The following is a 23,241-nucleotide window of genomic DNA, read 5'->3' as shown; positions in this document are numbered from 1 at the left end:
CAGTAACGATGGTCCATGCGCGCGGTAACTGTGCTGCCTGGAGTCAAAGGGTCTATCCGGCTGGACGACATTGCCGAGCCGCCGCTTTCGGACGGCGCGATTCTGGTTCGCTCACGCGCGCTCGGAATATGCGGCACCGATCATGAAATTCTGGACGGCCTTTACGGATCGGCGCCGGAGGGCGCGGAGCGGCTTGTGCTCGGTCATGAGTCATTCGGTATCGTGCAGGAGGCGCCCCCCGGTAGCGGGTTCTCCGTCGGCGATCCGATCGTGGGGATCGTGCGCCGCCCCGATCCGCTGCCATGTCCGTCCTGCGCGGCAGGCGAATGGGACATGTGCCGCAATGGCGGCTTTACCGAACGTGGCATCAAGGAGCGGCACGGCTTCGGCTCGGAGCGATTTCGCGTCGAGCCCGATTTCGCCGTCGCGGTCGACCGCGATCTCGGCCTGACCGGCGTGCTGATGGAGCCCGCGAGCATCGTCGCCAAGGCCTGGGACCATGTCGAGCGGGTGGGCCGCCGGTCGCAGGCATGGTCCGCCGGTACGCTCCTCGTCACCGGAGCGGGGCCGATCGGCTTGCTGGCGGCGCTGATGGGCCGGCAGCGCGACCTCGACGTTCATGTGCTCGACCGCAACACGGATGGTCCGAAGCCCGGGCTGATCCGCGATCTCGGCGGCACGCATCATGCGGGGCCGCTATTCCTGCGTGATCTGCGCTTCGATATCGTGATGGAATGCACGGCCGCACCCGAGATGATCGTCGAGTCGATTTCGCGCTGCGCGCCATCCGGGATCGTTTGCCTGCTCGGGGTGTCCCCTTCGGGCGTCAAGACCGAGTTCGATATCGGTGGTTTCAATCGCAAGCTTGTCCTCGGCAACGAGGTCGTGTTCGGCGCGGTCAATGCCAATCGTTCGCACTATGCGCAGGCTTCGTCCGCGCTGGCCGCCGCCGACCGGTCGTGGCTCGACCGCATCATTACGCGGCGGGTGCCGCTGTCGCACTGGCGCGAGGCATTCACGCCGCGCCCCGACGACATCAAGGTCGTGCTGGAATTCTCGTAGATGGCATCGCGGATCGAAGACTATGCAATGATCGGCGATTGCGAGACGGCGGCTCTCGTCGGGCTGGATGGATCGATCGACTGGCTGTGCTGGCCGCGCTTCGATTCCGACGCCTGTTTTGCAGCCTTGCTCGGCACCCCGGAAAACGGCCGCTTCAAGATCGCACCGCTCGACGACGCCCGGGTGACGCGGCGTTACCGGGACAATACGCTGATCCTCGAAACCACATTCGAGACGTCAAGCGGCGCCGTAACCGTGATCGACTTCATGCCGGTCAAGACCGGACTGGTCGACGCATCCGATCTCGTGCGCATCGTCCGCGGCGATCGCGGCAGCGTGAAAATGTGTGCGGATCTGAGGCTGCGCTTTGGATACGGCAGGACCATCCCCTGGATGGCGCGGATCGATGACGTGACCTTGCGCGCCATTGCGGGCCCGGACATGGTCCTGTTGCGATCGCCGGTGAGGCTGCATGGCGAAGGCTTCAAAACCGTGGGCGAGTTTACGATTTCCGCCGGCGACAGCGTCGCGTTCACGCTGGTGCACTCGCTCTCGCATCTTCCGCTGCCGGAGGTGGCCGATCCGGAACAGTCGCTGGCCGCGACCGAGCGCTTCTGGCGGAACTGGATTGCGCGTGCGCAGGGCGCAGGGCGTCATGCCGGCCTGGTCAACCGTTCGCTGATCACGCTCAAGGCGCTGACCTACAGCCCGACCGGCGGCATCGTCGCTGCGCCCACGACCTCGCTTCCGGAATTGCTCGGCGGCGAACGCAACTGGGACTACCGCTTTTGCTGGCTGCGCGATGCGACGCTGACGCTGCTCGCACTGATGAATGCGGGATATTTCGAGGAGGCGGAGGCGTGGCGGGACTGGTTGCTGCGCGCCGTGGCCGGGTCTCCGGACCAGATCCAGATCATGTATGGACTCGCGGGCGAGCGCAGGCTGTCGGAAACGGAATTGCCCTGGCTGCTGGGCTACCGAAAGTCACGGCCGGTCAGGATCGGCAACGGCGCCCACGATCAGCTGCAGATCGACGTCTACGGCGAGTTGTTCGATTCGCTGCATCAGGCGCGGGAAGGTGGGCTGCCGCAGCCGGAAACGGGCTGGAGCCTGCAGCTTGCGTTGCTCGAACATCTCGAGCGCGTGTGGCGCGAGCCTGACGAGGGGATCTGGGAAGTGCGCAGCCAGCGCCAGCACTTTACCCATTCCAAAGTCATGGCATGGGTCGCGTTCGACCGCGCCGTGCAGGACGCCGAGCGTCACGGTCTGCCGGGTCGGGTCGCGCACTGGCGCGATGTCTGCGATGAAATCCGCGCGGACGTGCTGGCGAACGGCTTCGACACGGAAATGAATTCGTTCGTGCGTTCCTATGGGACGCGAGAACTCGATGCGAGCCTGCTGCTGCTGGCCGAGGTCGGCTTCGTTGCGGCGAACGATCCGCGTTTCGTCGGGACGGTGCGGCAGGTCGAGGAGCGCCTGATGCGGGAGGGACTTGTCTACCGTTACGACACGCTCGCGTCGCATGACGGACTACCGCCGGGCGAGGGTGCGTTTCTTGCCTGCAGCTTCTGGCTGGCCGACGCCTATGTACTGATGGGACGGCGGTCGGACGCCGACGCCCTGTTCGGCCGGCTGACGTCGCTGTGCAACGATGTCGGACTGCTCAGCGAACAATACGATCCGGTGGGACGGCAGCAGCTGGGCAACTTTCCCCAGGCCTTTTCCCATATCGGTCTGCTGAATACCGCCTTCAATCTGTCTTCGATGGAAAAGCCTGCCGAACAGCGTGCCGAACGGGTGTCGGACGAGGCTGGGGCCTGAGCCAGACTCGGATTGAGCGGTGCTTAAACCCAGAGCAACATCAGCGCGAACAGCACGCTCACCATCGCGACACTGACGATCAGGACAATCAACACGGGACGGTCAAGGAAGCCCGCACGGGCCTCGACTGGCGTCAATACTTCTCTGTCACCCCTGTCTCGCCAGCGCCGCCAAATCATGAAGGTCCATCTCCTCTTGCTCGCCCGCGTGGGCATGCTGGACCTCAACGTTTGCGCCGCCGGACGGTTCCGGCGCCGATACCGCCCATTGCCGAACGGAACCGCTATGTTAGGTTCGCTGCCGCCGCCGTCCGGTTGAGCCCAAAGGAGATTGCATGAGCTCGTCCCTGATCATTCTTGTAGTGATTGCCGGCCTCGTCTTCTGGGGAATCACGATCTACAACGGACTGGTCGCGATGCGTCAGCGCGTGAGCCAGGCCTTCGCCGATGTCGATGTGCAGCTCAAGCAGCGCCACGATCTGATCCCCAACCTGGTCGAGACGGTGAAGGGCTATGCGACGCATGAGCGCGAGACGCTCGATGCGGTCGTCAAGGCGCGCAACGCGGCAATCGCCGCACAAGGTCCGGCCGCCCAGGCTGCGGCCGAGAATATGCTGACCGGTGCGCTGCGCCAGCTGTTCGCCCTGTCGGAGGCCTATCCGGACTTGAAGGCCAACACCAACTTCCAGCAATTGCAGACCGAAATCGCCGATATCGAGAACAAGATCGCGTCCGCCCGCCGTTTCTTCAACAACGCGGTGCAGGAGTACAATACCGGGATCGAGAGCTTCCCGGCGGTGCTGGTGGCCGGATCGCTGGGATTTCACAAGCGCGAGTTCTTCGATCTCGGCGAGACGCGGCCGCAGCTCGAACAGGCTCCGCAGGTCAAGTTCTGAGCTCGGTCTCTGACATGCGGCGGCCATCAGTGCGGCGGATTTGACGTTCCTACCAGTGCTCGCGGCGAGTCCATCGTAGGAACGTCAAATCCAAAGCCGCACTGGAATCATCAAGATTTGCTAGTGTCCCTGTAGTTCCGACGCTTGTAAAAGTGCTTCCTATGAAGGGTACAAGCGTCGAAACTGGGACACTAGTTGCCGCCGCGGCGGGGCGTTGAAGCATGGCGGCCTACGGCCTCTATACGCATATCCGAAGCAATCGCCGCCGTTCGGTCGCGCTGCTGATCGGCCTGTTTCTTCTCGTCTATCTGATGACCTTCGCCGGCGCCCTGATCGCCGAGGCCTTTCTCGACGGGCGCGCCTCGTTCGACGAGATCGTCGCGCGCGCCTTTCGTGACCTGATCGGCTCCGCGCCTTTGGTGACAATCGGGACCGCGATATGGCTGCTGATCGCGTACCGTTTTCACCAGCGGATGATCGATGCGCTGACCGGTGGCCATGAGGTCACGCGCCGCGAGCAGCCACGGCTCTACAACCTGCTTGAAAATCTCTGCATCTCGCGCGGCATTCCGATGCCGAAGCTGAAGATCATGGATAGCGCCGCGCTCAACGCCTTCGCCACCGGTCTCAACCAGAAGCAATATTCGATCACGGTCACCAGCGGTCTCGTGGATCGCCTGACCGATGCCGAGCTTGAAGCCGTGCTCGCGCACGAATTGACCCATATCCGCAACGGCGACGTGCGCATGATGGTGGTCGCCGTCATCATGGCGGGGGTGATTTCGTTCGCCGCCGAAATCTTTTTCCGCATGATGTTCCGCGGCGGAATGCGCATGGGCGGCGGTTCTTCATCGGGCGGTGGCGACCGGAAGGGCGGTGCGGGCGCCGCGATCCTGCTTGCAGTGGTGCTGATCGCGGTCGCCTGGTTTCTCTCGCTGGTGATCCGCTTCGCGTTGTCACGCTCGCGCGAATTCCTGGCCGATGCCGGAGCGGTCGAGCTGACGAAGGACCCTGACGCCATGATCATGGCGTTGCGCAAGATCGAGAACCGCGGCGAACTCGACGGGGTCACTTCGGCGGTGATGGAAATGTGCGTCGACAATCCGCGCGCGGGATTCGCCGACATGTTTGCGACCCACCCCTCGATCGAGAGCCGGGTCGATGCGCTGGTGCGGATGGCGGGCGGACACGATCCCGGGGCGCTTGCCGCGTTGCCAGAACCCGATCGCGTCGAGGCGGCGACGCAGGACGCCGCGAATGGTACGACCCTGCAGGAACCGCAACCGCAGGGACCATGGAGCGAGCCGCAGCCTGCGCCGCAATCCGCGCAACGGGATGGGCCGTGGGGTCCGGTGCGCGGTTAGTGCTGTTTGCGTTAGCCGCCGGCCTACAGGCCGTATACGCCGGTGCGGGGATCGCGCCGCAAGGTCGGATGCTGCGATCGATCCGCCTGGCTTGTGGCCGGCGCGAGCCGCACGCCGTCGAGTTCTTCGTTGACGCGGCCATATTCCTGTTTGGCAAGACGTGCGATCGCAAGCCCCGCGACCAGACCCGCAGCCCACAGCACCAGTCGAGGAATGATCGGGATCATTGTTGTGCCCCCAATAGTCGCAAGTATCACAAACCGTAGCGGGCCCAGATGGCCCGCTGTTCCGCCGCAGACAGAATGTCTCCGGCAAGACCCTGAGCGCCGTCTGCAAAACCCCCGGCGATCCGCGAACCGACGCCCGGAATTCGGCGGCCGAACCATCCACGCTCGGCGATCAGCGGGAGGTAGACATTCTCGCCGAACCGGGCCCGCATGAACGAGCGGACTTCGCCAAAGCCGTCGACCAGACCGAGTTGATGCGCCTGCTCACCGGCCCAATATTCGCCAGAGAACAAGGCCGATTCTGGGCCGGTGAGCTTGCTGGCGCGGCGCTCCTTCACCAGCGCAATAAAGCCTTCGTGAATATCCTCTTGGATCGCCTTGATATGGGCGACGTCTTCAGGGTTTTCCGGCAGGAACGGGTCGAGGGTCATTTTCCGGTCGCCCGACGTATAGACCCGGCGCTCGATCCCGAGCTTCTGGATCGCCTTGTCGAGGCCGAAGGTTGCGCCGATCACGCCGATCGAGCCGACGATCGAAAACGGATCGCAATAGATCTCGTCGCCCGCGCACGCGACCATGTAGCCGCCGGACGCACCGGCATCCTCGATGAAGACGATGACCGGAATCTTCTTTTCCTCGGCTAATTGCCGGATGCGGCGATAGATCAGATGCGATTGCACCGGCGATCCGCCGGGCGAGTTGATCAGCAGCGCGATCGCCTTGGCGCGTTTCGTTGAGAATGCGCGATCGAGCAGCCGCGCAACGCTCGCGAGCGTGACGCCCGGCCGCAATGGCGAGGAAAATCCGATCACGCCGGTCAACCGGACCACCGGCACGACGGGGGTGCCGCGCCGCATACGCGCGGGGATCAGCGATTCAAAAAACTTGCGGACCTGTTCGCCCGAAAACTCTGGCATCTGTGCTCAACTTTCCTTGAACGGCTTCTGTGGTTACCGGACATTAACGCAAACGCGGTGTGTATGCGGCCGGGGAAAACGGGCCGGTTGTCGCAGGATCGGCCCAGATCGTGGATGCGGGACACATGGCGATGAAAGTCTATATGCTGATCCTTCTGCTCGGCGCGATCGCGGCATTTGCTCACATGTCGACGCTTGGGACCCCGTCAAAGCCCGAACGTCTCGGCTAGATCGCTATCGCGCGGCGATACGCAAGGCCGCACCCTGCCGCAAAATCGCTTCGGCGTCCGCGCTCGGTCGCAGGGTGGCGTCATTCAGGAACAGGGGCGGCAGCATGCGCATCGGCGCGTCTCCGCCTTTTACGGCCGTCGCAATCACCCGGATGGCTGGGCGTTCCGGGGCCGGATGGACCGGCAGCACCGATATCGTCCCGTAGCCCGCTTCGAGCGCCTGCAATACCGATGCGATGTCGTCGGCACGCCAGATCAGCGTGAGGCTTCCCCGGTCGCGCAGCGAGATGCGTGCTCGTTCGAGCCATCGTGGCAGCAATTCGGAACCGGCCGCATGCGCCAGCCGGCGGCTGGCGTCGGGTGACGCCTGATGGCGGTCGTCGTTGAAGGGCGGGTTCATGAAGATGTGATCGAAAAGTTCGCCGGTGGGCGGCGCGGTCACATCGCGCGCTACGACCTGGGCGCGATCGCTGAGGCCGTTGCGGGCGATGTTCTGCTCGGCGAGCGCGCAGAGCGCCGGATCGATCTCGAACAGCGTCGCGTCGATGTCCGGCACCCGCGCAAGCAAAGCAAGGCTGGCCGCGCCGACTCCGGCGCCGAATTCGGCCACCCGCTCGCCCGGCTGTGCGGGCACTGCCGCGGCAAGCAGAATGGCATCGTGGCCGAAGCGATGCCCGCGCCGAGGCTGAAACAGGCGGAGCCGGCCGTTCAGGATCGCATCGTCGGTGACGTCCATCGGGGTTCCGGTCTGCCCGGGCATGCAAGTCTCCAGCCCGGCAGCCTTGGCCGGCCCGTCATCGGGCTTGCGGCCGCAATTCCTTGCCGAGCCCGGCCTCGGTCAGCAGTGTGCGAGCCTCCCGTTCGGAATCGTCTCCGACCAGGATCCGGCGCGGCAGCATCCCGATCGACCCCTCCAGCACGCTCATATTCTGGTCGAGCACCATGTAGGGAATGTGCGCTCCGGTGAACAGCGCCTCAATCGCGCTGATCAGGACGGCATCGTTGGTACGGACGATTTCGCGCAAAGGGTGTTATCCTGTTGGTCCGGCCCCGGTCCCGCAGCCCGATCATGCCACGATCCCGGGTCGCATAGCCAAGGCCGCAAATGAATTGTGTTGCTTCCGCGAAGAAGCCAAATAGCGTATCGCGGCAAAGCGGCGCACTTGTCCGCCTAGTATAGCGTTTCTATTCTGGTCCTGTCTGTCCCGGGAGTGCCTTGTTTGGCTGTCGTCATCCCCTTCGAATCGCAGCCTTCGGCTTCGATCAACCGGCTGGTTGAACTGGTCGCGCCCGATATGGAGCGGGTCAATACCGCCATTCTGGCCCGCACCGGCTCGCAAGTGACCATGATACCGGAGGTTGCGAACCACCTGATCAACTCGGGCGGCAAGCGGCTGCGGCCGATGCTGACGCTGGCGATGGCGCAGCTCTCCGGCTACGACGGCGAGGGCCATATCAAGCTCGCGGCGGCGGTGGAGTTCATGCACACCGCGACCCTGCTCCACGACGATGTGGTCGACGAAAGCGAGATGCGGCGGGGCAAGCTCGCGGCCCGCATGCTCTGGGGCAACGAGGCCAGCGTTCTGGTCGGCGATTTCCTGCTCGGGCAGGCATTCCGGATGATGGTGGATGTCGGCAACCTGCGGGCGCTCGATATCCTGTCGCAGGCCGCCACCGTGATCGCCGAAGGCGAGGTCATGCAACTCGCCGCCGCCAAGAATACGCAGACCACCGAAGACGAGTATCTCTTTGTCATTCGCGGCAAGACCGCGGAATTGTTCGCCGCCGCCTGCGAGGTCGGGCCGGTGCTGGCCGGTCTCGGCAAGGCCGATCTCGCCGCGTGCCGCTCCTATGGGATGAATCTCGGGATCGCGTTCCAGCTCGTGGACGATGCGCTCGATTATGGTGGCAAGTCCGCCAAGCTCGGCAAGAATGTTGGCGACGATTTCCGCGAGGGCAAGATCACCTTGCCGGTGGTGCTGTCGTTCCGACGCGGCACCGCGGAGGAGCGGGAATTCTGGACGCGCTGTCTCGAGCAGGGTGCTGCGACCGACGATGACCTCGACCGCGCGATCACGCTGATGACGAGGCATCGGGCGCTGGAGGATACCATCGGCCGGGCCCAGCATTACGGCGCGATGGCCATCGATGCATTGGCGCTGTTTCCGCCCTCGCCGATGAAGGCGGCGCTGGAGGAAACCGTCGCCTTCTGTCTGGCGCGGGCTTATTGAGCCGGCGCGCTGCCGGCGCCAAGAATCGTCGCTTGCACCCACCAGCCCGGATGATCTCGCCGCAGCTCCGCTGCCGCGTCCCGTGCGTCATCGGTCGACGCGAACAAGCCGAAGCAGGTCCCGCCGGATCCGCTCATGCGTGCGAGTCGGCAGGTCGCGATACGGCGCAATGCTGCCAGCGTTTCGCCGACAGCGGGGAACAGGGCCAGCGCTGGCGGTTCGAGGTCGTTGCCGGAAGCACGCAGAGCGTCCAGCAGCGCGTCGAACTGAGGTGGCGCTTCCGCTTCGGCCAGCCGCGCTGCGGGATCGGTGTCGATCGCCGGTGGCGCAACGCCCTCGCGGCTCCGGGCGAGCGCGCCGAACACCGCACCCGTCGGCACAGGTACGCCGGGATTGACCAGCACCGCAGGGAGCGCAGGTAGGCGCAGCGGTTCGGACAATATCTCGCCGATGCCGCGCATGATACGGGGCTGCGGATCGAGACAGACCGGAACGTCGGCGCCGGTTGCACGCGCGGCGGCGATCAGCCGGTCGTCATCCAGAGGCAGATCGTTGAACTGCGCGATCAGCCGCAAGGCTGCCGCCGCGTCCGAAGATCCGCCGCCGATGCCCGCCGCAACCGGAAGCCGCTTGTTCAGATGGAAGTGGCCCGAACGAAAATCGGGGATCAGCGCCTTCAGCGCGCGCACGGCCTTCAGCACCAGATTGTCGCCGAGCGGGCCGGCTTGCTCTGCGCTCTCGCCAGTTACGGAAAGCGCAGATGCATCGCCTGGAAGGAGACGCAAGTCGTCGCCGACACCGGCGAACACCACGAGACTTGCGAGGTCGTGGTAACCGTCCGGACGCTTACGCCCGATGCGGAGCGTCAGGTTGATCTTGGCCGGAGCTAAGTCGGACAGCTCCGTCGAACCGGTCGTCACGTGCGGGTCAGCCGCCGTTATCCGATTTGCTCTTCTGCTCGGCGGTGGCGCTCGGGGTGTCGTCCGGCAGCCCGTTCTTGAGCTTCTCCTGGATTTTCACCAGTTCTTCCGGCTCGGGCTTGAGCGCGGCCGCATGCGACCACTGGAATTCCGCCTCGAGCTGGCGTCCGACCTTCCAATAGGCATCGCCGAGGTGATCGTTGATGGTCGGGTCTTCGGGCCTGATCTCGACCGCGCGCTCCAGATGCTTGACGGCTTCCTCGTAATTGCCGAGCCGGTAATAAGCCCATCCGAGCGAGTCGACGATGTAGCCGTCGTCGGGCTTCTGCTCGACGGCGCGGCGGATCATCTTCATGCCTTCGTCGAGATTGACGCCCTGGTCGACCCAGGAATAGCCGAGATAGTTCAGCACGTCGGCGCGGTCCGGGAACAGCTCCAGAGCCTTCTTGAAGTCGGCTTCGGCGGCCTGCCAGTTCTTGTTGCGCTCGTTGCAGATGCCGCGGGAATAAAACACGTTCCAGTTCGCGCGTGTCGGATTCTTGAGCTGGTCGATCACCCGCGAATAGGTGGTGGCGCAATCGGTGTATTGCTTGCGCGAGCGTTCGATGTGCCCAAGCATCATGATCGCTTCCACGTCGGCCGGATTTTCCTCGATCAACTTGCGCAGGTGATCCTTGGCTTCCTCGGTCTTTTCGAGCGAATCGAGATTGGCAGCGAGCTGGATCTCGGCATTGCGGTGAAGCGGCGAATCCGCAGGCACGCGCCGGTACATGTCGATCGCAAGCTGGGGCTTCTTCATCGTCTCGTAGAGATCGGCGAGCGACAGCAGCGCGAGCGGGTGGCGCGGATCGAGATAAAGCGCGAGTTGCAGATAGGCGAGCCCGAGCTCTTCGCCGCCCCGGCGTCCGACAACGGCGCCGATGCCGTACAGCACCTCGGCGGCGCCAGCCTGCGCGTTCGGAACCATCGGCGGCAATTTCGTGCCAGCTTCGACCTCCTTCATGGCCTGGGTGACCAGCGGATGGCGCGGCAGCGCCTTGTCGAAGGTCTCGTAGACCTCGAGCGCCTTTTCCTTGCTGCCATGCCGCGACAGGAAGCTGCCGTAGGATTCGACGACGCGCAGATTGGTGCCGTCGAGCTTGTGCACCTTCTCGAAGCGGCGCGCCGCTTCCTTCTTGTTGCTGGCAATGTCGAGGATCAGACCGGCATGCTCGTCCTTGAAGATATTGTACCAGTCCGGACCCTGCAGGCGGTCGATGGTCGCGATCGCCGCCTTCGGGTCGTTGGCGCCATATTGCGCCCAGGCCGTCAGCAGCGCGGCGGTCAGGTCGGTGACCGGGCCGCGAACCGATTGCGCGATATTGGTGCGCGCGGTCTGCCATTGCTTGTTCTTGATGGCGCGGATGCCGAGCACCAGCCGGGCGTCACGGTCGTTCTTGTTGACCTGGATGATGCGTTCTGCGAGCCGGAACGCCTCCTCCATGTCGCCCTGGGTGAGGGCGGCGCCGAACGCGCGCTGCAGCAGGTCGGGGTTCTTCGGATCGGCGCGCAGCGCGGCCCGCAGATAAGTGGATGCCGCGGCCGAGTCGCGCTGCTGGATCGCATGGCGGGCGGCCAGATAATTCCCGGATGCCGATGTGCGCGAGGGATCGGGCTTGGTCGGTGCCTGCGCGGCCAGCAGGCCAGGCAACATGAGGATACCGAACGCAGTGGTCGCGACGGCCACGGGCTTGATCAGGGTCGACAGGTTCACGTCGAAAATCTCCATCGTGGGCACCGCGAAGCGGTCCCGCCGGTTAGGATCGAGGATGACCTTTTTGCGCTTTTGCCGCAAGGACAGCCGCTCGCGCCTCTGCTTAGGCCTTTCGGCCGTAATGGGGGCTTTATCGTGACATTCCGCCGCTGTCGGCGTCACATATTCGGGTAGTTGGGCCCGCCGGCCCCCTCCGGAGGAACCCAGGTGATATTATGGTTAGGGTCCTTGATGTCGCAGGTTTTGCAGTGGACGCAATTCTGCGCGTTGATCACGAAACGAAGGTCGGCACCTTCGCCGACCCATTCGTAAACACCCGCCGGGCAGTAGCGGGTCGAGGGGCCTGCATAAATATCGTGCTCCGATGATTTTTGCAGCGCCATGTCCGCCACCTTGAGATGCGGCGGCTGATTCTCCTCGTGATTGGTGTTGGACAAAAACACCGAGGACAGCCGGTCGAAGGTGATCTTGCCGTCCGGCTTCGGATACGCGATCGGCGTGCATTCATGGGCGGGCTTGAGCGTCTGCCAGTCGGGCTTGCCGTGTTTTTGCGTGCCAAACAGGGAAAATCCCAGCGTGTTGGTCCACATGTCGAGCCCGCCCAGCGCCACGCCAACAATGGTGCCGAATTTCGACCAGAGCGGCTTCACATTGCGCACCGGCCAGAGGTCCTTGCCGACCGGCGACGTCCGCCACGCGTCTTCGTAACCGGTCAGTTCGTCGTTGGCGCGTCCCGCCGCCAAAGCCTGCGCAACGTGTTCCGCCGCCAGCATTCCCGAGGTGACCGCGTTATGCGAGCCCTTGATGCGCGGCACGTTGACGAAGCCCGCGGCGCAGCCGATCAGCGCACCGCCCGGGAAGACGAGCTTCGGCACCGACTGGTAACCGCCTTCGGTAATCGCGCGCGAGCCATAGGCGAGGCGCTTGGCGCCCTCGAACACATCACGCACCGAAGGATGGGTCTTGAAGCGCTGGAATTCCTCGAACGGCGACAGATACGGGTTCTCGTAGTTCAGATGCACGACGAAACCGACCGCGATCAGGTTGTCGTCATAATGATAGAGAAACGAACCGCCGCCGGTCTTGTTGTCGAGCGGCCATCCGAACGAATGCTGGGCAAGGCCCGGCTTGTGCTTCTTCGGATCGACCTGCCAGATTTCCTTCAGCCCGATGCCGAATTTCGGCGGCTCGCGATCATTCGCAAGACCGTATTTTGCGATCAGGATCTTGCTGAGCGACCCGCGCGCGCCTTCGGCGAACAAGGTGTATTTGCCGAGCAATTCCATGCCGCGGGTGAAGGCGTCGGTCGGCTCGCCCTCCTTGCCGATGCCCATGTCGCCGGTGGCGATGCCGCGCACTTCGCCATTCTCGCCGGTGATCAGTTCGGCGGCGGCGAAGCCGGGATAGATTTCCACCCCCAGCGCCTCGGCCTTGGCCGCCAGGAATTTCGTGACCAGCCCGAGCGAACCGATGAAGCAGCCATGGTTGCTCATCAGCGGCGGCGCCATGAACAGCGGCACCTTGATCGCGCCGGATTGCGTCATCCAGTAGAAGCGGTCGTCCGTGACCTCGGTCTTGAGCGGGCGATCGGGATCCTCGCGCCAGTCCGGCAGCAGGCGGTCGAGCCCCGAGGGATCGATCACCGCGCCGGAGAGGATGTGGGCGCCGACTTCGGATCCCTTTTCGACCACCACGACGCTGGTATCCGGCGCGATCTGCTTCAGCCGGATCGCGGCGGCCAGCCCCGCAGGGCCGGCGCCCACGATCACCACGTCAAATTCCATGCTTTCGCGGGGCGGCAGTTCGGACATCGCTTGTTCCATGTTGGGCGTGAGAATCCGGGAACACGAGACTTAGAGTTCCTCTCATCGAGGTCTGGTTTTTCCACGTTTGGACCATTCGGACAATCAGTCTGCTGCCAACTCCGTGCTAAACTGACACCATGACCCCTGCCGAGGCCAAAGCCGTCCGCGATCTGCTGACCTACTATGTCGAAGCCGGCGTCGATATCGCGCTGGACGAGGCGCCCGCGAACCGTTTCGCCGACCAGACCGTCGCGGCGGCTCCGCTTCCGGATCCGGAGGCCGTTGCCGCACCGGCCGTGCGGCCGCGGGAGTTGCGCCCAGCCGCGCCGTCGGTTGCTCCAGCCGCGCCGCCCCCGCTCCCCGAGGAAGCGATCCTGGCCGCGCGCGCGGCGGCGAAATCGGCGTCCTCGCTCGATGCGCTGCGCGCGATCATGCGGGATTTCGAGGGCTGCGCACTCCGCACCACGGCGAAGCAACTCGTATTCGGCGATGGCAATCCGCAGGCGCGTCTGATGTTCGTCGGCGAGGCGCCGGGATCGGAGGAAGACCAGACCGGCATTCCGTTCGTCGGAAAGTCAGGCCAGCTTCTCGACAAGATGCTGGGCGCGATCGGGATTGCCCGCGCCGACGTCTATATTGCCAATGTCGTGCCGTGGCGGCCGCCGGGCAATCGCGATCCCTCGATCCACGAAACCCAGATTTGCCTGCCCTTCATCCAGCGGCAGATCGAGCTGGTCGGCCCGCAGGTGCTGGTTTGCCTCGGCAAGCCGGCGACCGCGACGCTGCTCGGCGTCACCGAGGGAATCCGCCGGGCCCGCGGGCGCTGGCTCGTCTACAAGACCGACACCCGCGAGGTCCGCGCGATGCCGACCTTCCATCCCGCCTATCTGTTACGAACGCCGATCGAAAAGCGCATGGCCTGGCGCGATTTCCTGGCGATCCGGAAGGCGCTGGGTTGAACTCTCAGGGTGTCATGCCCCGCGCAAGCGGGGCATCCAGTTCAAACATTATGGCCGCTGGATCGCCCGCTTTCGCGGGCGATGACACGGCGATGATCAGCCCCCCGGCACCAGGATCAGCTTGATCGCGAAAATCAGCGCCAGCGCGCCGACTGCGATCGAGACGTCATTGTATTTGCCAGCGATCAGCTTGATCAGCGCGTAAGTGATGAAGCCAAGGCCGATGCCGGTGGCGATCGAATAGGTCAGCGGCATCGTTATCGCGGCGATCACCGCTGGGGCGGACTCGGTGATGTCCTCCCAGTCCATGTTCGCCATCAGGCTCGCCATCACGCAGGCAACGAACAGAAGCGCCGCCGCTGACGCATAGGCCGGGATCAATCCCGCGAGCGGCGAGAAGAACAAGGCGAACAGGAACAGGATGCCGACGAAGACCGCCGTGAGCCCGGTCCGGCCGCCGGCTTCGACGCCCGCCGCGCTCTCGATATAGCTGGTCGTGGTCGACGTGCCGATCGAGGCGCCGAACATGGCCGCAAAGCTGTCCGAGATCAGCGCCTGCTTCATCCGCGGCACGTTACCGTCCTTGTCGACGAAGCCCGCCTTCTCCGTCACCGCGATCAGAGTGCCGGCATTATCGAATACGTCGATCATCAGGATCGAGAACACGACGATCAGGAACGACAGTTCGAATGTCCGCGAGAAATCGAGCGCCAGGAATGTCGGCGCGATCGACGGCGGCGTCGAGACGATACCCCTGAATTCGGACAGGCCGAGCGGAAGGCCGATGAGACCCACGACCAGAATGCCGATCAGCGTCGCGCCGTGAATCTTCCGCGCGTGCAGCGCCACGATCAGGATGAACCCGAACAGGCAAAGCAGCGGCGCCGCCTTGTTGAGACTGCCCAGCGTCACCAGTGTCGCGGGATGATCGACGATGATGCCGGCATTTTCGAGCGCGATGATCCCCAGGAACAGGCCGACGCCGGCGCCGATCGCGTATTTCAGGTTTCTCGGGATCTGGTTGATGATGTATTCGCGCAGTCCTGTCACAGACAGAATGAAGAACAGGACGCCTGACAGAAACACCGCGCCCAGCGCCTGCTGCCACGTGTATTTGTAGGTCAGCACCACGGTGAAGGCGAAGAAGGCGTTCAGTCCCATGCCGGGCGCGAGCGCGATCGGGTAGTTTGCGTACAGCCCCATCACGATGCTGCAGACCGCTGCGGCGATGCAGGTGGCGACGAACACGGCGCCCTGGTCCATTCCGGCTTTCGCGAGAATACTCGGATTGACGAAGATGATGTAGGCCATCGTCAGGAACGTGGTCAGACCGGCCAGCGCCTCGGTCCTCACGTTCGTGCCGTTCGCGGTCAGTCCAAAGTAGCGATCCAAAAAACCGTCTGGAGCCGCCGGTGTCCCAGCGGGCTTGGTGTTCGTGGCCATGTGTCTCCCCCTGCATGCCCCGTCTCAACCCGCAAGACTAGCGCGGCCCGGCGCGCGTCTTGACCGATTTGTGACGTTGTCCACCGCAAGAAAAGCCAAACTCATGCCAGACCGGCATGGTCGCGATGCCGCAGTCGGTTAGGCTTGGATTTGTGCGGCGAAGCGCATTAAGTGTCCGCCAACTGCCTCGCAAAATGGCAGATTCGGTCGCTTGAAGCGGCTGGGAGGTGCGGTCGAGTAGGCGAACACCGAAAGCGGACCAGGAGCTGCCTTATGGACTTCGACCCCGTCCTTCTCGCCCGGATTCAGTTCGCCTTCACGGTGACCTTCCACATCATCTTTCCGAGCTTCACCATCGGCTTGTCGGCCTATATCGCCACGCTGGGGCTGATGTGGCTGCGGACGGACAACGAGCGCTATCACCGCCTGATGCGGTTCTGGACCAAGATTTTCGCGGTCTCGTTCGCGATGGGCGTCGTGTCCGGGGTCGTGCTGAGCTACCAGTTCGGCACCAACTGGAGCCGGTTTTCGCTGGTCGCGGGCAACGTGGTCGGACCGCTGATCGGCTACGAGGTGCTGACCGCGTTTTTCCTTGAAGCCACCTTCCTCGGCATCCTGCTGTTCGGTTTCAACCGCGTGCCGCCCGGCATCTATGTGCTGTCGGCCGCCATCGTCGCCATCGGCACGGCGATGTCGGCGTTCTGGATTTTGTCCGCCAATAGCTGGATGCAAACTCCAACCGGACACGAGGTGCGCGACGGCATCGCCTATCCGGTGGACTGGCTTGCCATCATCTTCAATCCCAGTTTCCCCTACCGCTTCTCGCATATGTTGAACGCGGCCTATCTCACGACCGGATTCGTGGTGATCGCGGTCGGCGCGCGCTACCTGCTGCAAGGCAAGCATGTCGAAGATGCGCGCACCATGATGCGGATGGGGCTGTGGCTGATGGCGATCCTGGCTCCGCTGCAATTGTTCATCGGCGACCAGCATGGCCTCAATACCCTGAAGCATCAGCCGATCAAGATCGCCGCCATCGAGGCGCATTGGGACGGCAGCAAGCCCGGCGCGCTGGTGCTGTTCGCCTGGCCGGATGAGAAGGCCGAGAAGAACCTGTTCGAAATCTCCATCCCGCACGGCTCGTCGCTGATCCTGACGCACAGTTACGACGGTCTGTTTCCCGGCCTGAAGAGTGTGCCGCCGCAGGACCGGCCGCCGGTGCCGAATGTCTTTTTCGGCTTTCGCATCATGGTTGGCATCGGCCTCTACATGATCGCAGCCGCGTTGTTCGGCTGCTTCCTCTGGTGGCGCGGCAAGCTCTGGGAAGCACGCTGGTATCTGCGCATCGTCTCGATGACATGGTGGTGCGGCTTCGTCGCCGTGATCGCAGGCTGGGTGGTGACCGAAAGCGGGCGCCAGCCCTGGCTGGTGCACGGCATCCTGCGCACCGCGGATGCGATTTCGCCGGTGCCGGCGGCCAGTCTGCTCGGCACGCTGACGCTGTTCGTGATCTGCTACGGCATCGTGTTCTCGATGGGCATCTATTACATCAACCGGCTCATCAATATCGGACCGGAAGATCGGGTGATCGCGCCTGAGGACGGCGTGCCGACGCGACCGCTGTCCGGCGCCAACGACGCCATCGCCAAGGGGAGCTAGCCAGTGCCGCCGATTTGAAGTTCCTTCATTTCAGCCACGAGTCCTCAAAGGAACTTCAAATCGAAAGCGGCACTGGAACGATAGGTTTGCTAGTGTCCTTCGAATTCGAAGTTCGCTCACGAGCAAACTGCAAATTCAGGCGGACTTCGAATTCGGGACACTAGCCATGGAATGGTATCTCCCCGTCATCTGGGCCGGAATCATCGGCACCGCGGTCGCGATGTACGTGATCCTCGACGGCTTCGATCTCGGCCTCGGCATCCTGTTTCCATTCGCCCGCAACGAACGCCAGCGCGATCAGATGATGCGGTCGATCGCCCCGTTCTGGGACGGCAACGAGACCTGGCTGGTGCTCGGCGGCGGCGGGCTGTGGGTGGCGTTTCCGATGGCCTATGCCATCATCATGCCCGCGATGTATCTGCCGGTGATCGTCATGCTGCTGGCGCTGGTGTTTCGCGGGGTGGCGTTCGAATTCCGCATCGTCTCCGATAGCAAGCCGTTGTGGAATTTCGCCTTCACCTTCGGATCGCTGCTCGCGGCCTTCTCGCAAGGCATCATCCTGGGCGGATTGATCCAGGGCATCACCGTCAAGGACGGGCAATTCGCGGGCGGCCATTTCGACTGGGCGACGCCATTCGCGATCTTGTGCGGCCTGGCGCTGGTCTGTGGCTATGCTCTGCTCGGCGCCACCTGGCTGATCATGAAGACCGAAGGTGAGGTTGCCGATCGCGCGCGCCGCCAGGCCCGTGTGCTGTTGCTGGCCGTGCTCGGCTTCATGGCCGCGGTGTCACTGTACACACCCTACGCCATCCAGCGCATCGCCGATCGCTGGTTCTCGCTGCCGAACTTCTATTACCTGTGGCCGGTGCCGCTGGTGACCGCGCTGGTGGCGCTGCTGTTGTGGCGCTGGATCGGCAAGGAGCGCGACTCGCTGCCCTTCATCGCCTGTATCGGGCTTTTCCTGCTCGGCTATCTCGGGCTCGTCATCTCGAGCTATCCGTATATCGTGCCGCCCTCGCTCACGGTCTGGGATACGGCAGCAGCGCCAGCGAGCCAGATCTTCATGCTGATCGGCACGGTGTTCATGTTGCCGATCATTCTCGGCTACGTGATTTTCGTTTACTGGCTGTTCCGCGGCAAGGTGAAGGAAGGCGAGGCCTATCACTGACGGCGCATTATTGTGGCGCGGTCGTTTGTGCTTTCGGCCGCACCACACCCCAGCCGATGCGCAGCACCGGCGCGCGTCCGGGCAGCGCGCGATCGAAAGCCCGCGGCACTTCCGGCACCAGCCCCGGAAATTGCGCCGTGACCTCGGGCGGCGGGGTGCCGGCATTGTCGGTTGCGCGCCACAGCACGACCGCCCCCTTTTCCAAAGCGTCTTCACGGGTCGCGAGTTGAGGCCGTCCCGAGCCCGGCGCATGAAAAACCTGCGGGCGGCTGGCCGATGCAAAGGATACGAGCGACACCAGCCGTGGATCGCCGGCCACCACTTTAAGCTTGCGTTGCGTGCGCCGCTCGAAGTTCTCGGTGACGAATTGTGCGATCTCGTCGGCCGGCTGCGCGGTCCGCAGGTCGACCGCAAACAGCGCCGGCAATAGCAGGACGCCCATCGCCATCAATACGGCCGGCACGATCAGCAGGCTGATCCAGGCGATGGTCAGGATGCGCTGATGATGCAGCATGATCATGTCGCCGGCCGCGGCAACAATCGCGAGCCCCGACAGAACCAGCAGCGGTGGAATCCCCGACAGGTCCGCCTTGCCGGACACCACCGCAAACGTGGTGACCACGATCACCGGCGCCAGCGCGAAGCAATAGATGAAGCTTCGCGCGAACGGGTTCGCCGGATGCCCCGGAACGATGGCCGATTCATCCTTCTTGGTGCGTGCGAGATTGCTCGCCAGCACCACCAGGATGCCGGCTCCCGCATGGGCCACCGCGACCAGCACAAGCAGCCGCATCCAGGCGACGATGTTGCGGTCGACGGACTCGACGTTGCGCAATTTCGAGAGGTCCGGAGTGAAGGCGAAGCCATGGTCGCGGATCAGCACGGCGCCGGGCAGCATCATGCAGACCACGGTGATCGCCGCCATGCCAACTGCGGGATTGGCGGCGGATTTGCGCGCCTGCGGATTGATCAGAATAAAGGCGACCACGACCGCGAACAGCAGCAGAGCGAGGTGCGAGGTCAGCAGCATCAGCCAGAACATGGCGGCCAGCGCGAACCAGTAGAGCTGTTTGTCCTCGCCGATTGCGCGCCACAGGCACAGGATGGCAGAGGCCCAGAGCGGCATCATCAGGATGTCGGGACCGAAATCGGGCGAGCCGATGGTGAAAAACGAAATCCCGGCCATCAGCAGCACCGCCAGCACCGCGTGCCGCTCGCCGATGGTTGCCCGTCCGAGCTGGAACACCGCCCAATAGGTCGCGACGATGCAGATCTGCGACAGCAGGTACACGCCGATCATGTGGCCGCCGGCGGCGCGCAACGCGATCTCGGCCAGCCAATAGGCCAGCGGCGGCCCCAGTTCCGATCCAAATCGGAAGGAATGGCCGACCGCCAGCACCTCGGCGAGCTCGCCGGGCGGTGCCGAGTAGAACAGTGTCGGCACCGCGACCCAGAGCAGCGCCTGCGCCAACGTCGCCAGCCAGAACACAAGCCGCGGTCTGGTCCGCAGGATTTCGATAGGCAGGGAGACGGTGAGCATGGGTGCCGCAGGCATGAGTCCGGCTCTCCGCGGAGCCGGGGGCGCCAGAGATAAACCCGCCTGCGTCAGAGTGGCAACCCGGGAATGGAAATCTCGACCACGGGTGCGGGCCTCAGGCCGTCGGCAATCGCGACCGGGGAAAAGCTGCGACGGTGATGGATGGTGGGCCCGAGCCGCTGCAGAGCCGCGAAATGCTCCGGCACCGAATAGCCCATATGGCGCTCGAAGCCGTAGCCGGGATGCGCTGCGCCGATCTGCATCATCAGCCGGTCGCGGGTGACCTTGGCGACGATCGAAGCGGCCGCGATCGACAGCACCAGCGCGTCGCCTGAAATCACGGCCTCGCAGTCGCAGGGTACCTTGATGCGGTCGCGGCCGTCGACATAGACGAGCTTGGGCCGGCAGGGCAGGGCGGCGACCGCCTGCGCCAGCGCCCACAGCGAGGCCTGCAGGATATTGTCGCGGTCGATGCGCGCGGGCGAAGCGAAGGCAACGCCGACCTCGGCGGTCGCGCAGATGCGGGCGTAAAGCTTTTCACGCTCCTCGCGGGTGAGTTTCTTCGAATCGTTGAGACCGCGCGGGACGCGATCCGGATCGAGCACCACGGCGGCGGCGACCACCGGCCCTGCCAATGGCCCGCGCCCGGCCTCGTCGCAGCCGGCGACCGGCCATACTCCGCTCTTGTAGGCACGCCGCTCGCGCCGGAACGACGGCCGGACGATATCGTCCTTCAGGGGCAGGCGCGCAGGGGCCACTTTCCGACTCATGCGGCAGACATTGCGCGGGACCGGCGTCCCGGTGCAACGGCTAATCCGGCAGGATGCCGCGCCCCTCGGGCGACAGTGGAAACTGGGGATTATGCGCGACTTCCCAGATATGGCCGTCCGGGTCGGCGAAATGGCCGTGATAGCCGCCCCATGCGGCCTGCTTTGCCGGCACCAGTTCGGTTGCGCCGACCTCGAGCGCCAGCGCCATCACGGCATCGACCTCGGCCTCGCTGGCGCAGTTCCAGGCGAGCGACGTTCCACGGAAAGCGAAAGGCGCAGTGTCCGGCGGGAAGCCTGCGTCGCTCGCAAGTCCGCTGGCTGCATAAAGCGATAACGCCGTCGGCCGGCATCGAAAAACGCGACTTCGTGCTCCGGCGCGGCGCGGACTTTCCGCGTGAAGCCCAGCGCTTCGTAGAACCGCGCCGCGCGCGGCACGTCGCTGACGCCGAGCGTAACGAGGCTGATATGGGCGTGGGGCATGGATTTTACTCGTGTCGTTCCCGCTTTCGCGGCGACGACGACGCTAAAACAAACTCAGCTGCTCGCTGCCCTTCACCGGCTTCTGGAAATGCTCGGTGGTCAGCTTCGCGCGTTCCCGGTTAAGTCCCAGCCGTTCGCAGGCCGACTCGAAGCGCCGGCCGATCAGCCAGGCATAAGGTCCCTCGCCGGTCTGCCGCTTGCCCCAGGTCGAGTCGTAATCCTTGCCTCCACGCATCTCGCGCACGAGCTTCATGACGTGACGGAAGCGGTCGGGATAATTGGCGAGCAGCCATTCCTTGAACAGGTCGCGGACTTCCAGGGGCAATCGCAGCATCACATAGCCCGCGCTCTTCACGCCGGCGAGCGCGACCGCGTCGAGGATGCGTTCGATGTCCGCATCGTTGATGGCCGGGATCACCGGCGCGATCATCGCCGCCGTCGGGATGCCGGCGTCCGACAATTGCCGCAGCGCTTCCAGCCGTTTCGCCGGCGTCGACGCGCGCGGCTCCATCGTCCGGGCGAGCTTGCCGTCGAGCGTGGTCACCGAGATCGCAACCTTGGCCAGATTGCGCTTCGCCATCCGCGACAGGATGTCGATGTCGCGCGTCACCAACGCCGATTTGGTCACTATACCGACCGGATGACCGGCGCGTTCCAGCACCTCGAGGATGCGGCGCATGATTTCGTTTTGCTTTTCGATCGGCTGATATGGGTCGGTATTGGTGCCGATCGCGATGGTGCGCGGCGTATAGCCCGGCGCTGCCAGTTCGCGCTCCAGCAGCACCGGAGCGTCCGGCTTCATGAACAGCTTGGATTCGAAATCCAGCCCGGGCGACAGCCCGAGATAGGCATGCGTCGGCCGCGCGAAGCAATAGACGCAGCCATGCTCGCAGCCGCGATAGGGATTGATCGAACGGTCGAACGAGATGTCCGGCGAGTCGTTGCGGGTGATGACCTTGCGAGTGGCATCGACCTGCACGCTGGTCTTGAATGGCGGCAATTCGTCGAGGCTCTGCCAGCCATCGTCGAAGGCGATGCGGGCGAGCGCTTCGTAGCGGCCGGAGGCGTTGGAAAGAGTACCGCGGCCGCGGCGGCGTTGTCTGTCGACGCCGACGCCGAGGAGCCCGGACTGGTCGGAAGAACCGTCCTGGGATTTCCTCGCAAAGTCACCCGCAGGCGCGGAGGGCACGGGCGCCGGCGGGTGTCTCAGGGCTGCGGATGGTCTTGCCATAGCCGATATCTAGTCCTGCCGCTCGAACAAAACAAGAACATTGTGGAAGTTGATCGGGGTCGCTGAATATTGTGGCATTGGGTTTTCGTGCCCCACGATATGGGTTCTTTGAAACACTTGCGGGTCCACCGGAGTTCCAGCGTTCCGTTCCATGCTGAGCGTGATCATCCCGACCGACGAATCGGAACGTATCCTGGTACGGACGCTGGCCTGTCTGGTGCCCGGCGCCACCGCGGGTCTGATTCGGGACGTGATCCTTGCCGATGCCGGTTCCAGCGACGAAACGGCCAAGGTCGGCGATGTCGCCGGCTGCCGGTTCCTCTCTCTGCCGGGGCCCCTTGGACCGCGGCTCGACAAGGCGGCGGACCAGGCCCGCAGCGAATGGCTGATGTTCGTGCCGCCCGGGGCGGTCCTTGAATCGGGCTGGGTTGCGGATGTGCAGCAATTCATCGAGCGCGCCCCCACGGACATTGCCGCGACCTTTGGCTTGGCCGCCCGCCCGCATGGGCAGGATTCGTTGCTGACCGGCATGCTCGCGCTTTGGCGCGCCCGCCGGACGAGCCTCGCGCCGGGCCGCGGGTTGATCATCAGCAAAACATTCTATCGGGAGGTCGGAGGCTACAGGGACGTGCCGGACACCGAGGCGGACCTGTTGCGCCGGATCGGCAAGCGCCGCCTTGCGGTATTGCGCACCGGCCTGATCCAGAGCGAGCCCTGACCGATACTTGACTCAGTCAATCAATTGTTTGACGGTGTCAACGATCGGAGG

The 23,241-nt window shown here is 64.1% G+C and carries 21 protein-coding genes; 9 read left to right on the top strand and 12 right to left on the bottom strand.

Annotation, left to right across the window (positions count from 1 at the left end):
• The first annotated feature begins 15 nt into the window (after positions 1-15).
• The 4 genes from AC5I5I_RS00275 (at position 16) to AC5I5I_RS00260 (ending at position 5,142) form a co-directional block, all read left to right on the top strand.
• On the top strand, positions 16-1,062 hold the full coding sequence (locus tag AC5I5I_RS00275; protein WP_495969126.1) for a glucose 1-dehydrogenase: 1,047 nt from the start codon (positions 16-18) through the stop codon (positions 1,060-1,062).
• Positions 1,063-2,883, top strand: a complete 1,821-nt coding sequence (locus tag AC5I5I_RS00270; RefSeq protein WP_495969125.1) for a glycoside hydrolase family 15 protein — start codon at positions 1,063-1,065, stop codon at positions 2,881-2,883.
• 334 nt (positions 2,884-3,217) lie between these two features.
• Positions 3,218-3,778, top strand: a complete 561-nt coding sequence (locus tag AC5I5I_RS00265) for a LemA family protein (RefSeq protein ID WP_495969124.1) — start codon at positions 3,218-3,220, stop codon at positions 3,776-3,778.
• Positions 3,779-3,999: 221 nt separating this feature from the next.
• Positions 4,000-5,142, top strand: coding sequence for a M48 family metallopeptidase (locus tag AC5I5I_RS00260; protein ID WP_495758397.1), 1,143 nt, complete (start codon positions 4,000-4,002; stop codon positions 5,140-5,142).
• Positions 5,143-5,165: 23 nt separating this feature from the next.
• Here AC5I5I_RS00260 and AC5I5I_RS00255 read toward each other — a convergent pair whose 3' ends face one another.
• The 4 genes from AC5I5I_RS00255 to AC5I5I_RS00240 all read right to left on the bottom strand — a co-directional run bounded on the left by AC5I5I_RS00255 (position 5,166) and on the right by AC5I5I_RS00240 (position 7,541).
• Positions 5,166-5,369 (bottom strand): hypothetical protein, encoded by a 204-nt coding sequence (locus AC5I5I_RS00255; protein WP_495758396.1) that lies wholly within the window; start codon positions 5,367-5,369, stop codon positions 5,166-5,168.
• Between the two features lie 26 nt (positions 5,370-5,395).
• Positions 5,396-6,286, bottom strand: coding sequence for a S49 family peptidase (locus AC5I5I_RS00250; RefSeq protein ID WP_495969123.1), 891 nt, complete (start codon positions 6,284-6,286; stop codon positions 5,396-5,398).
• Between the two features lie 234 nt (positions 6,287-6,520).
• Positions 6,521-7,276: a tRNA1(Val) (adenine(37)-N6)-methyltransferase gene (locus AC5I5I_RS00245; RefSeq protein WP_495969122.1), complete on the bottom strand. Its 756-nt coding sequence runs from the start codon at positions 7,274-7,276 to the stop codon at positions 6,521-6,523.
• 34 nt (positions 7,277-7,310) lie between these two features.
• On the bottom strand, positions 7,311-7,541 hold the full coding sequence (locus AC5I5I_RS00240; protein WP_495969121.1) for a putative signal transducing protein: 231 nt from the start codon (positions 7,539-7,541) through the stop codon (positions 7,311-7,313).
• A 195-nt stretch (positions 7,542-7,736) separates the two neighbouring features.
• On the opposite strand from AC5I5I_RS00240, the gene AC5I5I_RS00235 reads away from it, so the two are divergent.
• The gene (locus tag AC5I5I_RS00235) at positions 7,737-8,747 is read left to right on the top strand and encodes a polyprenyl synthetase family protein (RefSeq protein WP_495969120.1); all 1,011 of its coding nucleotides are present in this window, start codon (positions 7,737-7,739) and stop codon (positions 8,745-8,747) included.
• Here the strand turns inward: AC5I5I_RS00235 and AC5I5I_RS00230 are convergent.
• The 3 genes from AC5I5I_RS00230 to AC5I5I_RS00220 form a co-directional block, all read right to left on the bottom strand.
• Positions 8,741-9,667, bottom strand: coding sequence for a 4-(cytidine 5'-diphospho)-2-C-methyl-D-erythritol kinase (locus AC5I5I_RS00230; protein ID WP_495969119.1), 927 nt, complete (start codon positions 9,665-9,667; stop codon positions 8,741-8,743). The genes AC5I5I_RS00235 and AC5I5I_RS00230 overlap by 7 nt on opposite strands.
• A gap of 7 nt (positions 9,668-9,674) precedes the next feature.
• A complete protein-coding gene (locus AC5I5I_RS00225; protein ID WP_495969803.1) occupies positions 9,675-11,435 on the bottom strand; it encodes a tetratricopeptide repeat protein in 1,761 nt (586 codons plus the stop codon).
• Between the two features lie 143 nt (positions 11,436-11,578).
• Complete coding sequence (locus AC5I5I_RS00220) at positions 11,579-13,231, bottom strand: electron transfer flavoprotein-ubiquinone oxidoreductase (protein ID WP_495969118.1); 1,653 nt, start codon at positions 13,229-13,231, stop codon at positions 11,579-11,581.
• 131 nt (positions 13,232-13,362) lie between these two features.
• Between AC5I5I_RS00220 and AC5I5I_RS00215 the strand changes: the two genes are divergently transcribed.
• Entirely contained in the window at positions 13,363-14,184 is an 822-nt protein-coding gene (locus AC5I5I_RS00215; protein WP_495969117.1) for a uracil-DNA glycosylase, read from the top strand.
• A 96-nt stretch (positions 14,185-14,280) separates the two neighbouring features.
• On the opposite strand, the gene AC5I5I_RS00210 is transcribed toward AC5I5I_RS00215, so the two are convergent.
• Positions 14,281-15,627: an NCS2 family permease gene (locus tag AC5I5I_RS00210; protein ID WP_495969115.1), complete on the bottom strand. Its 1,347-nt coding sequence runs from the start codon at positions 15,625-15,627 to the stop codon at positions 14,281-14,283.
• Positions 15,628-15,900: 273 nt separating this feature from the next.
• Here AC5I5I_RS00210 and AC5I5I_RS00205 point away from each other — a divergent pair, with 273 nt between their 5' ends.
• Positions 15,901-17,286 (top strand): cytochrome ubiquinol oxidase subunit I, encoded by a 1,386-nt coding sequence (locus AC5I5I_RS00205; RefSeq protein ID WP_495969114.1) that lies wholly within the window; start codon positions 15,901-15,903, stop codon positions 17,284-17,286.
• A gap of 166 nt (positions 17,287-17,452) precedes the next feature.
• The gene (gene cydB / locus AC5I5I_RS00200) at positions 17,453-18,454 is read left to right on the top strand and encodes a cytochrome d ubiquinol oxidase subunit II (RefSeq protein ID WP_495969112.1); all 1,002 of its coding nucleotides are present in this window, start codon (positions 17,453-17,455) and stop codon (positions 18,452-18,454) included.
• 7 nt (positions 18,455-18,461) lie between these two features.
• Here the strand turns inward: cydB and AC5I5I_RS00195 are convergent, their stop codons facing one another.
• Genes AC5I5I_RS00195 through AC5I5I_RS00180 form a run of 4 tightly spaced genes read right to left on the bottom strand, consistent with a single transcriptional unit; the run spans position 18,462 to position 22,472 of the window.
• The gene (locus AC5I5I_RS00195; RefSeq protein ID WP_495969111.1) at positions 18,462-20,009 is read right to left on the bottom strand and encodes a glycosyltransferase family 39 protein; all 1,548 of its coding nucleotides are present in this window, start codon (positions 20,007-20,009) and stop codon (positions 18,462-18,464) included.
• A gap of 50 nt (positions 20,010-20,059) precedes the next feature.
• Positions 20,060-20,761: a ribonuclease HII gene (gene rnhB, locus AC5I5I_RS00190; protein ID WP_495969110.1), complete on the bottom strand. Its 702-nt coding sequence runs from the start codon at positions 20,759-20,761 to the stop codon at positions 20,060-20,062.
• A 40-nt stretch (positions 20,762-20,801) separates the two neighbouring features.
• Positions 20,802-21,245: a VOC family protein gene (locus AC5I5I_RS00185; RefSeq protein WP_495969801.1), complete on the bottom strand. Its 444-nt coding sequence runs from the start codon at positions 21,243-21,245 to the stop codon at positions 20,802-20,804.
• Between the two features lie 39 nt (positions 21,246-21,284).
• Positions 21,285-22,472 (bottom strand): PA0069 family radical SAM protein, encoded by a 1,188-nt coding sequence (locus AC5I5I_RS00180; RefSeq protein ID WP_495969109.1) that lies wholly within the window; start codon positions 22,470-22,472, stop codon positions 21,285-21,287.
• A gap of 151 nt (positions 22,473-22,623) precedes the next feature.
• Here AC5I5I_RS00180 and AC5I5I_RS00175 point away from each other — a divergent pair, with 151 nt between their 5' ends.
• Positions 22,624-23,190, top strand: coding sequence for a glycosyltransferase (locus AC5I5I_RS00175; protein ID WP_495969107.1), 567 nt, complete (start codon positions 22,624-22,626; stop codon positions 23,188-23,190).
• Positions 23,191-23,241 lie beyond the last annotated feature (51 nt).

It is taken from the genome of Pseudorhodoplanes sp., assembly GCF_059499825.1.
Note: the sequence above shows the minus strand (reverse complement) of the source record. Positions and strands in the feature narration are given on the sequence as shown.